This window comes from Candidatus Borrarchaeum sp., assembly GCF_019058535.1.
Taxonomy (GTDB): Archaea; Asgardarchaeota; Sifarchaeia; order Borrarchaeales; family Borrarchaeaceae; genus Borrarchaeum; species Borrarchaeum weybense.
The window spans coordinates 1-14401 of sequence record NZ_JAHPYX010000120.1 but is presented as its reverse complement, the minus strand read 5'-3'; the positions used below and the strand labels follow the sequence as shown (position 1 = coordinate 14401).

At 34.1% G+C, this 14401-nt stretch carries 13 protein-coding genes; 8 read left to right on the top strand and 5 right to left on the bottom strand.

Features of this window, described 5'->3' with window-relative positions:
* Positions 1–230 precede the first annotated feature (230 nt).
* The 3 genes from QVB70_RS06870 to QVB70_RS06860 are packed head-to-tail and all read left to right on the top strand — an operon-like array spanning position 231 to position 2825.
* Positions 231–605, top strand: a complete 375-nt coding sequence (locus tag QVB70_RS06870) for a hypothetical protein (RefSeq protein WP_287584756.1) — start codon at positions 231–233, stop codon at positions 603–605.
* Positions 530–1381 carry a glycosyltransferase family 4 protein gene (locus QVB70_RS06865; RefSeq protein WP_287584755.1) on the top strand — a complete coding sequence of 284 codons (852 nt, stop codon included), beginning with the start codon at positions 530–532 and terminating at the stop codon, positions 1379–1381. Before QVB70_RS06870 ends, QVB70_RS06865 begins: the two co-directional genes overlap by 76 nt.
* Complete coding sequence (locus QVB70_RS06860; RefSeq protein WP_342766548.1) at positions 1350–2825, top strand: radical SAM protein; 1476 nt, start codon at positions 1350–1352, stop codon at positions 2823–2825. The genes QVB70_RS06865 and QVB70_RS06860 overlap by 32 nt, the downstream gene beginning before the upstream one ends.
* A gap of 22 nt (positions 2826–2847) precedes the next feature.
* Here the strand turns inward: QVB70_RS06860 and QVB70_RS06855 are convergent, their stop codons facing one another.
* Both QVB70_RS06855 and QVB70_RS06850 read right to left on the bottom strand, forming a co-directional pair.
* Positions 2848–4248, bottom strand: coding sequence for a radical SAM protein (locus QVB70_RS06855; protein WP_287584753.1), 1401 nt, complete (start codon positions 4246–4248; stop codon positions 2848–2850).
* Positions 4249–4371: 123 nt separating this feature from the next.
* Positions 4372–5118, bottom strand: coding sequence for a class I SAM-dependent methyltransferase (locus tag QVB70_RS06850; RefSeq protein WP_287584752.1), 747 nt, complete (start codon positions 5116–5118; stop codon positions 4372–4374).
* A 106-nt stretch (positions 5119–5224) separates the two neighbouring features.
* Between QVB70_RS06850 and QVB70_RS06845 the strand changes: the two genes are divergently transcribed.
* Positions 5225–6073: a polysaccharide deacetylase family protein gene (locus QVB70_RS06845; RefSeq protein WP_287584751.1), complete on the top strand. Its 849-nt coding sequence runs from the start codon at positions 5225–5227 to the stop codon at positions 6071–6073.
* 50 nt (positions 6074–6123) lie between these two features.
* On the opposite strand, the gene QVB70_RS06840 is transcribed toward QVB70_RS06845, so the two are convergent.
* Together QVB70_RS06840 and QVB70_RS06835 are read right to left on the bottom strand one after the other, a co-directional pair.
* Complete coding sequence (locus QVB70_RS06840; RefSeq protein WP_287584750.1) at positions 6124–6741, bottom strand: acyltransferase; 618 nt, start codon at positions 6739–6741, stop codon at positions 6124–6126.
* The gene (locus QVB70_RS06835) at positions 6741–8153 is read right to left on the bottom strand and encodes a radical SAM protein (RefSeq protein WP_287584749.1); all 1413 of its coding nucleotides are present in this window, start codon (positions 8151–8153) and stop codon (positions 6741–6743) included. The genes QVB70_RS06840 and QVB70_RS06835 overlap by 1 nt, the downstream gene beginning before the upstream one ends.
* Before the next feature lie 183 nt (positions 8154–8336).
* Here QVB70_RS06835 and QVB70_RS06830 point away from each other — a divergent pair, with 183 nt between their 5' ends.
* Positions 8337–9050: a glycosyltransferase family 2 protein gene (locus QVB70_RS06830; RefSeq protein ID WP_287584748.1), complete on the top strand. Its 714-nt coding sequence runs from the start codon at positions 8337–8339 to the stop codon at positions 9048–9050.
* A 182-nt stretch (positions 9051–9232) separates the two neighbouring features.
* Positions 9233–10252: a lysylphosphatidylglycerol synthase transmembrane domain-containing protein gene (locus QVB70_RS06825; RefSeq protein ID WP_287584747.1), complete on the top strand. Its 1020-nt coding sequence runs from the start codon at positions 9233–9235 to the stop codon at positions 10250–10252.
* Positions 10253–10305: 53 nt separating this feature from the next.
* On the opposite strand, the gene QVB70_RS06820 is transcribed toward QVB70_RS06825, so the two are convergent.
* Entirely contained in the window at positions 10306–11760 is a 1455-nt protein-coding gene (locus QVB70_RS06820) for a radical SAM protein (RefSeq protein ID WP_287584746.1), read from the bottom strand.
* A gap of 178 nt (positions 11761–11938) precedes the next feature.
* Between QVB70_RS06820 and QVB70_RS06815 the strand changes: the two genes are divergently transcribed.
* Both QVB70_RS06815 and QVB70_RS06810 read left to right on the top strand, forming a co-directional pair.
* Positions 11939–13399, top strand: a complete 1461-nt coding sequence (locus tag QVB70_RS06815; RefSeq protein WP_287584745.1) for an oligosaccharide flippase family protein — start codon at positions 11939–11941, stop codon at positions 13397–13399.
* Between the two features lie 89 nt (positions 13400–13488).
* The coding region (locus QVB70_RS06810) for a hypothetical protein (protein WP_287584742.1) at positions 13489–14401 on the top strand (913 nt) is incomplete at its 3' end.

Sequence of the window (14401 nt, the reverse complement as noted above, 5' to 3'; positions counted from 1 at the left end):
ACCACAGCTATAGATGAAAACTATATCTGCCAGTAGGCAACTTTGCAGTGCTTTAGTATGAGTTGATACGATATTAGATGTAACTATTACTGCAAATCTATTTTTTTCGACATACTCACTCAGTTTCGATTTTTTTGTAAATATTTATTAACATACTTTAGCACCTAACAATATCAAATCTGATCAAAAATTTGTATTCAAAAGCTGGGATCGCCATCGAGGTATTAAAAATGAAGTTACTTGTCTTGACCACGACATTTCCAAGATATGTGGGAGACAGTGTACCCAGTTTTGTTTACTATCTGTGCAAAAGTATGAATGATTTAGGGGTTGAGGTAAACGTTTTGGCCCCACACACACTAGAAAAACGCTACAAAGAAATTCCTGGCATGAATGTTAAGAGATTCGATTACTTTTTAAATATGGGATACGGATTACCACCAAAATTGAAATCTAAGGCTTTGGGAAATATAGGGTTGCTTTTCTTATTTATTCAATGTGGAAGCACGCAAAGCGTCTTTCGAAAACTGTGGATATCATTCATGGGCATTGGCTGTTCCCTGCAGGGTATGTTGCCAGTAAATTACAAAAACCCTATGTACTGACGGCGTATGGAATTGAATTATTTCTGGCAAAAAACAACATTTTGTTGAGGAGGTTTCTAAAACCATCTGTTGAAGGAGCAGACCGAATATTTGCTATCTCCAAAAATACGGCCTCTAGAACACATGAATTATATCCCTCAGCAAAAACACGAATAACTCGATTAGGCTTTTCACCACTTAAGTCCAAAGGCCAAGATGCTGAGCGGAATGAAAATACTCTTTTATATGTAGGAAGACTGGTAAAGCGAAAAGGCGTTGAATATCTTCTAAAAGCTATCAAACATTTGGAGAGGCGCATTCCTATCGAACTCATGATTGTAGGCGACGGTCCAGAGCGAAAGAACCTTGAGAGTTTAGTCCATGACCTAAAACTTCAAAAGGTGACGTTCTATGGGTTTATTCCCCAAAACCATCTTAAATCATTTTATCAGCGCGCTTCAGTGTTCGTGTTACCTGCTGTTACTGATCCAACTGGAGATACTGAAGGTCTTGGAGTAGTTCTATTAGAAGCAATGAGTGTTGGTGTCCCGGTTATAGCAAGTAATGTGGGAGGAATCACAGATATTATAGCAGACAGAAAAACAGGTTTATTAGTTGAAGAAAAGAACAGTTTGCAGTTAGCTGAGACAATTGAAATTTTATTAAGAGATGAGGAACTAAGATCTCGCCTTGTGAGTAGTGCGACTCAACTTGTCCACTCGGAATTTAGTTGGGAAAGAATAGCCAAAATAATTCTAAAGGAGTATGAAACTATTCTTGATTCGAAAGGAGCATAATAAAAAAATGAAATGTCTTTTTATTAACCCTTGTTTTCCACGTCCTTTTGTTAACGAATCTGCAGGTTTAACTAATAGATTTCGCCAACCCCTTGACTTAGCATATCCCGCTGCTGTATTAGAGAAGGAAGGATATGACGTTAATATCATAGATGCAAATGTGCTCCGGCTGAATCTCTCACAAATGAAAAAAATCATATTAAATAAGAAACCAGAAGTAGTTGTAATCACGACTTCGCCCATAGACAGATGGCAATGCCCATATTTGGATATCTCAGCTGCAATTAATACTGTTAACTTAATTAAAAATTCGGTATCTTCAGTCAAAGTTATACTAACAGGTCCGCATGGCACAGTAACACCAGAATGGTTATTCAAGCAATCAAACAATATTGATTTTGTAATACGAGGAGAACCTGAAATTACAATACTCGAACTTATGAACAATCTTGAGAAAAAAGATAAATTCACTACTGTTAATGGCCTGAGTTATAGGCATAACGATGTTATAAATCATTATAGGGATCGCTCTTTAATTGAAAATTTAGATGAGCTCCCATTTCCTGCATATCATCTTCTACCAATGAATAAATACGAAGAAGGCATATTTAAAAACTTAAAGCCAGTTTCAATAGTATTAACTAGCCGTGGATGTCCGTATAAATGTGTATTCTGTTTAAAATGTATGTATGGCGATAAGTATAGAAATAGAAGTCCTCAAAATGTAATAAATGAATTAGAACTGTTAGTAAAAGAGTTTCAAGTTAAGGCAATTTATTTTCAAGATTTAGAGTTCGTTTTTGATACAAATCGTACAAAAGAAATATGTGAAAGTATAAATGATAAAAAACTGAAGTTCAAATGGGCGTGCAGTGCGAGGGTTGACAGAATTGATGGAAAATTGCTTAAAATAATGAAGAAAGCAGGTTGTGTTCAGATCAATTACGGAGTTGAATCTGGATCCCAAAAAATTCTTAATTTCTCCAAAAAGGGTATAAATATCAAAAAAATCAAAGAAACATTTAAGATGACAAAAGAGAATGGTATAAAACCAGAAGCTTTCCTTTTAATCCCTCTCCCGGGAGAGAAAATATCAACAATTAAAGAATCCATCAAATTCTCAATCGAAACTGATCTTTTAATTGGAGGTAATCCACCAATACCCTATCCTGGTACTAAACTATTTGAGTTGGCATGCGAAGAGGCAGGAAGGACGTTAAATTGGAGTGAATTGGAAATAGTGGCAGGAACTGTTGGAACAGACCTTATCAAAAACCTGGGTAAAAACTATAAAGCGATAATAGCCAAGACATATTTAGTAGAAAAATACGGGCGATATTATCTTTTTAATCCAAAATTCTACAATGATTCCCTAAAAAACATATTAGATGGGCGTCGAAATATTAGGGATTATTTTAGATATCTTAAGAGTTTTCTAAGATGACTTAAAAATAGATCTGTAGTTCTTAAAACTCCAAAACTCTACGAGTATTTGTTGATAGCACATTTACAATATGTTTACAACCTTTTTTCTGAAGGTTATGAATGAAAGTCATTTTAAGGAGATCTCTCGTATTCATCCATTCGAAGATAGGTATTGTAGGATCGATTGAAAGAAGTCTATTCATCCTATTATAATAAGGCTTACTCCAACTGAAGTTTTTTTGTAAAATTCCTCTTCTTTTTGCAATAGATTCGAGTTCCGTGCCAGGATATATCCTAGTTATGCCTCCGAGACATTTTATCGACTCTCCATAAGTTTCTAGTTTATCCATTAAGGCTAAAGTTGATCTAAAATCTTTCAATGTTTCACCAGGCAAATTATACATAAAAAAGATTTTAGTTAGTAGCTTGAACTTAGCGCAAAGTTTTACAGCCCGATGAACTTGCGCTAAAGTTATACCCTTTCGAATATTTTTTAAAATATTTGGACTTCCAGATTCAACTCCAAGGCCAATGGAAACACAACCAGCTTTGACCATTTCCATAAGAAGTGTTCGATTCAGATTATTGACTCTGGCTCTACAATACCAGACGATTTTCAATTTCCTTCTTATAATTTCATCACATAGTTTTAGTGTCCATTTGGGGGATACATTAATTGTGTCGTCCCAAAAATCAATACCTTCGTAACCATATTCACTGATTAAGAACTCTAGTTCATCAACTACTCTCTTTGGACTTCTAAATCGAACAAAGCCACCCCAGAGAATAGGATTATTACAATATATGCAACGATATGGACATCCTCGACTTGACATAACTCCTAGACAATCGATATCGATAAAATCTTTTCCAAAAACACTTTCGTCAGTTACCTTAGAGTTATATTTCTCTAAAGGCAAAAGATGCCATGCAGGCATTGGTAAATCATCTAGATTTGCGATCCAATCAGCCGACGGGGTTGCGATTATCTTATTATTTTGTCTAAAAGTGATCCCACTAACTTTCTTCAAAGATTCACCGCGTTCAACACATTGTACGAGTTCTAAGAAACTACGTTCCCCCTCACCCCTTACTATTATATCAATCTCAGAAACACTTGATAGTGTATCCACATCTGTTGAAAATACATGAGGGCCTCCTACCACAACTGATACTTGTGGCAAAACCATTTTGATAAGTTTTGCAGTACTAAATACATTGAAACGGGCATGTGTATAGCATGTTATTCCAAAGAGATCTCCATTTGCCTTTTTTATTTTGTTAACAAATTGTTTGAAATTTAAACGCTCACATCTCGAATCGATTATTTCAACATCATAATTATTAGATTCTAATACTGCTGCTAGGTATGCTAATCCTAAAGGCGGTGTTTGCTCTTTTCCTGAAAAATCCTCAGGAGGTGTACAGAGCACAATTTTCATTGAATTAAGACTCCTCTAGTGTTTGTTAGTCCTATTAAATGGTTCATGTTGAGAACATGCTATTTAAGATATTTCTCTGACATATTAGAGCAATTCTTAGAAATATAATGAAGTTTACATAAATTAACTCTTTAGAAAATGCAATGCAAGTCTGTTGCACATACAGCGCAACGGTAATATCTTTTCAATAACATAAAGCCCATACGAAATAGTTTTTTCTTTGCGATTTTGCCTTATTCCTGCTTCCAAAAATTGAAATCTGGCCAGTGGGGCGTTTAATGGGAAATATTTAATTAAATTAAGTCCACAACTTAGAAAAACCTCTTGAAAATCTTTGGGCCTGTATATTTTTTCATTAGGAGTACAGCAATACGTAGAAGAACGCAAGAATCTATTGGCAATGAATCGACCAAGGGGAATCAGGGGGTTAAATGAATTCGGCTCAATTGCTAGAAATCTGCGGGATTTTTTAAGTATTCTCTTAATTTCGTTTACTGCTTTTAAGAGGTCTGGAAAATGATGCAATACCCCAACACAAAAAATCAGATCAAATATTGTATCTTTGAATGGTAAATGTTCTAAATCTCCTACTAAAAACTCAATATCCTTTCCTTTAGAAAATTTCTTTGCTGTCACAATCGAATCTTTTGAAATGTCAAATGCAATAACGGAATTATTTTCTGTCGACAAACGTCTAGAAATTTCGCCTGATCCACATCCGCAATCTAAGATCACTTTGGTGTCTGAGTTTATCGATTTTCTTATTGCCTTAACTAATCTCTGATATCCTTTCTCTGTATATTCCTTATATTCGCCCATTTCCTTGATATAATTATCAAAGTAGATTATCTCTGCTTTTTTGTTTTGCATTCTATCATCCAATAATTTTCCCTATTAAATTAACTTCTTAGTTGAGATGAGAAATCATCTATTTTTAAAAAGTTTTCATTCATTATTTTAATTGTAGGGATATTACATGGTAAAACCTTCTTTTTTACTTTCAGTAGATTGTGATGATTGGTATCACAATGGATGGATTGCTGGACGCCCTTCTTGTAAATTTAATAATTATAAGACCTTTCAGTCGAAATACGGAGGAGAAGGACTTAGGAAACCTGTTAGACAAATAATCAAAATTTTTAAAAGACATGGAATATCAAAAGCAACTTTTTTTGTGCAAGGCGAGATCGCCGAAGAATACCCCGATGTAATAGAACTTCTAAATGATCTTAATTTTGAAATTGCCAGTCATGATTTGCTTCATTTCGCGCCAGTTTTATTTTCAAAAGAAGAATTGTATAAAAATATAAAAAAAAGCTGTTCTTTGATTAGAAAAATCACAAAGGAACCTCCTATAGGATATCGCGCACCAAATCTTATGGTTGATGATACTCTTTTTTCTGTATTAAAAAAACTATCTTTCACGTATGATTCTAGTATATGTCCTTCACTTCCAATTAGCGGCCATTATGGCAATATTAAATATCCCCAATACCCTCACATGCTTAAAAATGGAATTCTAGAATTCCCAATCACTGTTTCACCTTTTATCCCACTCCCAGCGGGGAGTGCGTGGGTTTTAAGAAACATAGGACTTTGGTGGGTTAAGCTTGCTATAAAGTGGCAATTAAAAAAATACAAGGTGGCAAGTTTTTTCTTTCATCCTTACGAGGTTTCTAATTTAGCCCCCTATAAAGTACCAGGATTACCGTTCCACGTACTAAAGGGAATACCTATGTTGAAAAAACTAGAAAGTTTATTATCATACTTCGCGAGTAGAACTAAGTTAATGTGTTACCGTGAATATATTGAAAGTAATTTCTAATTAAAACAGCAAAATGTTATTAAAATGATCAACTGGGATTATTAAGATCTTTAAGGTTTGAAAGTTTTAATTTCTTTTGCAGGAACACCAGCAACAAAAGTATAGGACGGTACATTTTTGTTCACAACTGCACCAGCACCAATAACACTTCCTTCGCCAACCTCTACACCGGGTAGAATTATAGCTCCAACCCCAATAAATGCACCTCTTTTAATAGTTACCGGGGCAGCAAACGATTCTAAGTGATCCTTATGAAATATATTTGGCTTACTATGCGCAAGTATTATCGTCTTTGTTGAGATTGTCACTTCATCCTCGATTTTAACAAAATATGGAAAGATTTCATCGATAAAAACATCCGAATCTATATAAACCTGTTTACCGATTCTAACACCTCTTTTTCTATGTAACAGGACATTAATACCTGTGTAAGGGATAAAACGCGTCAGAATTAAGAGTATATGATTGTGTAGAAATCTAAGACCAAATCGTATATTTCCAAGCCACCCTCTGTAACCATGCTCAGATGCCGCTTGTTTAAGTGAGTCTTTAAACGAAGTTGGTGTCTGATATCCTAATTGTATCCTTTTCATTCCTTTAGAAGAATCATCTGACAAAGCCTTCTCCTCAATCGTCTGTATTTGCTTTATCTCATTTTTCATCAGCATTACGTGAGAAACTTCCACATGGTATAGGTTATACCACCTTTTAGTATTTGAATAAACTCAGAAAGAGATACTAATCTCGCGAAACGTGAAATTAAATAATTTGATCTAAGATAAAATTCTTTATATGCCCGTTTATGTAATTCTAAAAGCATTTCACCTGATAATTCATCCGTTTCCATCAGAGGTGTATCGGGAAACACTAGATACTTACTCCAATCAGTATCTTGAATTAATCCTTTACTCTTAGCATATTCGTATAACTCAGTTCCTGGAAATGGGGTTGCGACAAAGAAATTTGCCCAATCAGGGTTCAACTCTTTAGCAAATTTGATGGTTGCTTCAGCAGTTTTTAATGTTTCACCAGGATGTCCAAACATAAACGATGCAAGTACGGAAATTCCCATTTCTTTTGTGAGTTTTATTGATTTACGTGCCTGGTCAAGAGTGATTCCTTTCTTAATTCTATTTAATATTTCTTGGGATCCTGATTCAATACCATAGCCTATCCGTCTACATCCTGCTTTATACAGTTTGCTCAGAATTTCTCTGTTTATTCGATCTACTCTTGATCCGCACTGCCATATAAAATCCAACCCTCTTTCAATAATTTCGTTACAAATTTCAATTGCACGTTTTATATTTAATGTAAAAGTGTCATCATAAAATAAGATTTCTTTTACATTTAATTTATTAAGAACAAATTCAATTTCGTCAACAGTATTTTTTGGACTTCTGAAGCGACATATATTTCCAAAAACATTTCTAGTTGCACAGAAAATGCATTGATACGGGCATCCCCTACTAGATATTATTACAGTGAATTTGTGACGTGTCAATTTTCTTGTAATTGGTAATCTATAATCACCTTGATTAATCAAGTGATGTGCAGGAAAAGGTAAGTCGTCTAATTTGTCTATGAGTGGGGCAGGAGGATTATGAATAAACCGTCCATTCTCTTTATAAGAGATCCCTAATACATCTTTGAAAGATTTTCCATTTTCAAGAGACTTTACTAGTTGCAATGTGATATAGTCTGCCTCACCCCTTATCACTATATCTACTTCTTTCGGTAAAAGGGTTTCCTCAGGCAGAGTACTTGCATGGATTCCTCCAATAACTACAATTGTATCTTCCTTAACATACTTAGCGATTCTTGCGGTCTTATGAACTTGTTTAATTGTAGGAGTTGTACTAGTTATTCCTACAATATCAGGAGATTCTTTTTTTATTAATTCTGCCAATTTTTTCCAAGTAAGTGATGAAGCATCTCCATCTATTATGGAAACATCAATATCGTTCTTTTCCAATATTGATGCAATATACATTATACCAAGTGGTGGTGTTACGCCTTCAGATATGCGAGTCGCGCCATATAGTTCCATATACGGGGGACTGATTAAAAGAACTTTCAAAGATGCCACCAAACGCGCTTAGATCAGTGAAATTAGTTTTCTACTATTTTTTTATTTTTTGTAGCCCCATAAGAATTAAGAATTCAAAGCTTATTATTGCAGTCATTTTCAATATAAAAAATTAATCGCTTAGACTCAAAAATAACTACCAAATACTTCATCGTTAATAAATACACAGGAGAATTGTTCGATCTGAAAATTGCAGTAATAATCCCAGTTTACAACGAGGAAGGTAAAATTGGAAAAGTTGTAAAGGAAATTGATAGGAGTCTAGTCGATAGAGTCATAGTTGTTGATGACGGAAGTACCGACAATACAAAAGAAGAAGCCAAGCAATCAGACGCTATTATTATTTCTCATAAGAAAAATAAGGGGATAGGAGGAGCTGTACGAAGCGGATTTGCACGCGCTTTAAGTAATGATGCAGAAATTCTAGTGATTATGGCCGGAGACGGGCAATCAGATCCAAAAGAGCTAAAAAAATTAGTTGAACCTATACTTATAGGAAATGCAGATTTTGTAATAAGTTCTCGCTTGTTAGGAAACTATCAATCAATGCCTCTAACCAGATACATTGGAAATAAAATATTTACATTAATTATCAACTTGTTGACACGGAGAAGGTTTACAGATGTCTTATCGGGATATAGAGCACTTACTAGGGTCGTAGCTAAAAAACTGACTATCACAGTAAAAGGCTACGGATTGGAGTCGGAAATGCTCATCAAAGCCGCTTATCATGGTTTTATAATCAAAGAAATTCCGATCAAGACTATTTATGAAAAAAATACGTCGAAAATGATTCCACTTGTCAGTTGGTCTCAAATATTCATTACACAGATCCTTACTTACTTGAAGATTATCAAGAATCGTAGAAAAAATAAAAACACTAAGTAATACGCATCCAAAAGTCTGTTAAAAATATAAGCAGTTAGATATAAAGATCCCCAATCTGAAGACAATTAACAAAAACATTTTTTTGATTTGAGAGTCGCATTCTTTCGAAATCATTTTAATTGTAACATCAGAGGGAATAAAACTCAGAAATCTTCTCTTAATGGACTGGAACAGTGAATAACTTGAGAATTAAGACTCCTCTTTCTTTGGTTTTAGGAATACTCATTGTTGTCTTTTGTTTGTGGTATGTGGGATTAGAAAACCTTCTGGGAGTAATTCTAAAAGTAAAACCGGTATATTTCCTTTATATTTTTCTAATAATTGTTCTTGTTTATACAATTCGTACATTTTGCTGGTATAACATTCTCAAGACAATGAATGCGTCTGTAAGTGGAAAAAAACTTTATTTATATCTCATTTTTGGCGGATTTATAGATATATTAACCATCGCAAAAATTGGAGATCTTACAAGGAGTTTTCTGCTAAAGAAAAATCATAAAATCCCATACGTGACAGGAATCGTCTCGATAATATTCGAACACTTTTTGGATTTAATTTCTCTCTTTTTAATCGTAGCATTCACCTTTTATTTTGTCCTCAACTTCAGTAACGTCGTATTTCTTCAAAACACATCACTTCTTTTTATATTCGGATTTCTCTTTTTCATAATTGCCCTTATATTTATTCTAATGCTTTTACTTGCCTTTAAAAAGGGGTTTTTCTTAAAAGTTGTAAATAGGCTAGTTATTAGATTTAGTGAAGTTTTTAGGAATAAAAGTCAGGAAATCATTGAAGAAGCAAGTTCAAAATTAAGAGCGCTCTTTAAAGACAAAAGTAACATGACGATCTTAGTTTTACAAATGCTTCTTTCTTGGATTTTTGGTGCGCCAATTTATTATTTTATATTTCTTTCTGTGGGAATTAAACCTTCAATACTAATTATCTTCCTATGTATGAGCACGGTCAGTCTAATCCGTATCTTTCCTTTAACGCCCAATAATTTAGGAACATATGAGGCAAGTTTGGTTTTCATTCTTACATCTTTTGGGATTTCCCCTGAAATTGCTCTCACAATTTCTTTGTTGGATCATTCCTTAAGAACAATAATTGTGAGCGTTCTAGGAACTATTTGTTCCTACAAAATAGGCTTTAACATTTTACAAGCCTTAGATCTGAAAGAAATGGTAAAAGAAACCATTTAGTACTTAATGCTTGTCAAAAATTCTTTTTACAGCTTTAGACAGCTGGCAAGACTTTAAAGATTCAAAGACCTTTCCAGTTTCTTTCTAAAATAAATTAATGCTCCAAGTAAATGTCGCTTCAGTTGGAAAATTGATCGAATGCGTTTAAGATATCGTGGGATAAGTGGAAATATGTTCACATTATCCGCTTGAAATATCTCTGACTGAATTTTGAACAGATCTGAAATACTTAACAATTCTCTAAAAAGAGGAACAACACCCCATCCATTTTTATGATACTCTGCATGGAGAGCGTTTCCCTTTTGCAATTTTGTCCATGTAAAGTCTTTTGGAAGAATTCCTTTTGCTATTGCCAATTCCTCTATTTCTGTTCCAGGATATATTCTCAACGGAGAAAACGGTTTATATTCAGCATTTAGACTTTTTCTAAGTTCCAGCGTCTTTTTAACATCACTTAGTTTTTCGCTTGGTAAACTGTACATAAAAAATGCTTTTACTTTTATATCTAGTTCATTACACCATTTCGTGACTTTCCGAACTTGATCTAAGATAATTCGTTTTCTTATTATATTATCCAAAATTACTTGTGACCCAGATTCAACGCCATATGAAACCGAAACACATCCTGTATCTTTCATTGCTTTTAAAACATTTTTATCTACAGTATCCACCCTAATCTCACAGTTCCATCTTATATCAAGATCTCGTTCTTCAATTAGGTTACAGATCTCATATACTCTTGCTTTATTCACCGTAAAAGTGTCATCAAAAAAGTAAAAACCTCTAAAGCGATATTTGCGCATCAAATGTTCGATTTCATCGATTACGTTATTAGATGACCTTGCCCTCCATTTAATACCCCATACACGTGTTGTTGAGCAAAAAGAACATGCAAAAGGGCATCCTCGACTCGTAATTAAATTGGTAGCTGGGACAGATCCAGCTTCATGAGATTTTAGTTTTAGATTATATTTATCCATTTTGAGTAGATGTCGTGCAGGAAATGGGATAGAATCAAGATCTTCTATAAATGGACGATCAGGATTGTGATATATAATTTCATGGTCTCTATATGAGATACCCAAGATTTTCTTCAAGTTTTCATTGTTCTTTATTTTGCTAACCAACTCCCCCATTGTGACTTCGCCTTCTCCTCTCACAACTACATCTATTTCGCGAATATGAGAAAGCGTATCATTTGCTGTAAGAGTCGCATGTGGTCCTCCAACTATCACTTTGCACTCAGGGAGAGCTTTTTTTATTATTCTTGCTGTTTTAAAACCTTCAAACCTTGTTGCAGTTGTAAAAGTAACTCCTGCTATAATTGGTTTATATTCTAGAATCTTCTTTTCTAGGCTCCTCCAGGAAAGTTTTTCAACTTCAGCATCAAGTATAGCAACAGAGTTCTCTGCGTTCTCTAAAATTGACGCGATATAGGCGAGACCCAAAGGAGGCATCAAATCTTTCGTAACATAACCACCGGGGGGAGAAATTAATAGGACTTCCATCCTATATGCACCAGTTATTAGGGTGTGCCTATCACTTTCATAGACAGTTCGATAATTTCTTTTAAAAAACTTTTCCTCAAAAAAGCAAGTTTAAATTTCATTTAATATAAAAACTTAAAAATGCAGGGTTTACAACATCAGTTAATTTGTAAGGCAATTACATTTAAATGGGCTCAAATTGAAAAATAATCTTCCCTTAGAATTAGCAAGAAATACGGTTACTTTGTATACGGGCGAAGTATTCATTTTTATTCTTGCAATTGTTTATACTTTTATTGTACCGCGAATGCTGGGCACTGAAGTATATGCAACGTTTATCTTTATTGTTTCAATAATGAATACAGTAGTTCTGTTTACAGGACTAGGATTGTCCGGCTACTTATCACGTTTCATCCCCCAGTTTGTTACTGAAAATAATTTTGAAAAGTTGCGATCAACTGTATCAAGAATTATGAAATTCCGTCTCTTATTTTCAGGCTTGGGAGTTTTTATTGCATGTTTATTCTCCTTATTCTTTCTACAAAGCTTTCTTCATTTAATTTTAATAATTCTTCCAACAACAATAGTTATTTCATTTTTAAGTTTAGTTTCGTCAGGATTGTATGGCTTTAAAGAGTTTGCAAAACACAAATTCCTCGACTTTTTAATTTCTTTATTCAAAGTATTGTTTATTCCAACTTTGTTCATTGTATATGGTCTTTCAGGTGCTTTATTTGCTCTGTTTCCGATATATCTGATCACTGTCATTCTCGGATCCTACTGGTTAGATCCAAAGATACCAAAGATAGAAGTTCAAGAGGTAAATTCCATAAAAATCAAAGAAATCTTAAAATTCACCACACCTCTCTATATAGAAGGTGCTTTTTCTCGGTTCCGGATACCGGCTTTAATTTTTGTTATCGCTTATTTTGGCGGGATTACAAGTGAAATAGGTTATGTGTTCATCGCAATAACATTAACTGAAATGATTATTTTACTTCTTATGATAATAACTAAGGCATTATATCCTACTTTAGTCAGGGCGTTTTCTAGAAATGATATAAAAGAATTAACAGAACTTTTAAATCACAATATAAGGTATGCATTTATGATGGCACTCTTTGCAATCCCTATTATATTTTTCCTAGGCGAACACATTGTTTCTTTAGTTTTGGGTACAGAATATCTCATGGTTGGAACATTATGGAAAATAATTAGCTTTTCATTGATTGCAGTTGCTATAGGGGCCCCTTATCGACGATTAGCTTTAATTTACAAGAGAACTGAAATAAATCAGGCTTTTGGAATGATTCTTTTTATTTTAACAATTTCGTTCACGATAATTCTAGTCCCACTAGCAGGGATTGTGGGCATGAGTTATGGATATACTATTGCATATAGTTTACCGCTTGTTTTTACAACTATTGTTTTATTTCGTCTATCAAGAATCAAAATTAATTTTCTAAACATTCTCAAAGTGCTAGTTTCATCAATTATATCTTTTAGTTGCTCATATTTCCTTTTTAGTGCTTCAAATTATCTTGCAACAGCAGTTTTTACTGTTTTATATCTTACGTTACTATTTCTTACCGGTGTTCTTAGAAAACGAGATGTATCACTCATAAGAATGTTAATACAACCAAATAAATCAGTGAGATGATAAATATAGGAAACTGTGCCAAAAAAGGAACAGTATTAATAATTGTGGTAGATGAAATGAAATTTCTCTTATAGCGAAGGATGAGAGGAATGGTAGACCTTAACCAAAAGATATGGCGATTTCTGAAGAGTCGATCGATTCTTTTTGGATTGGTCTTTTTAAGTTTTTATACCCTTACTAGCAGATTACGTTTAGCCCTATCTTACGGACATTTGTTCTTAGAAGATGCTTATAATCTCGGAAATGCTGCCAATCAGATATATATTAGCGGGTATTGGGATCCTGCGGTTCTTTCTTATGTTCCTGGAATGCCATTGTTAATATCTATTCTCAAACTAATAACAGGGTTATCGGTGTTAAATACATGCCGCTATTTCATATCGCCCATCGCAGCAATAACTATATTTCCAACATTCGCTCTTTCGAGACGAATTTTGAAGAGAGATAAAGAAAGTTTTGTAGCTACATATTTCTTTGTTATAACACTAGGATATTTCAATTATTCAAGAATACTAATACCTGCTCCCATTGGCTTTCTTCTCATTTTTCTGAGCCTTTTTTTGATATTGCAATTCAAGATCCCTATAACTAAAAGTCTAGGTTTAATTAGCATTCTTGGAGGTGCTCTGTTTATCACCCATCAACTGTCCTTCTATGTGCTATTTTTAATTTTGCTAACTGTTGGAGTGATGAATTATGCGTTCCATAGATTTAATCGCGAAGCAAAATTGAGTCTATTAGCCCTATTTACAGTTTTCATCGGTGCTGCACCATTCTGGTTAGTACTTCTTCCTACTTTGGGTTTTGGAGTCTTTGGTGGGACTGGTATGGGATGGGGGAATTTAGCGGCGGTTTATGGTTACATAAGAACTCCAGAAACGCTTTTCTATTCATTCGGAAATATACTCAATAAATATTCCATTATTTGGGGGGCCTGGAATGCTGGGATACCAAGAAATAGTCTCTTGTCTTTAATTCTAATAGGATTATCACAATTCAGTT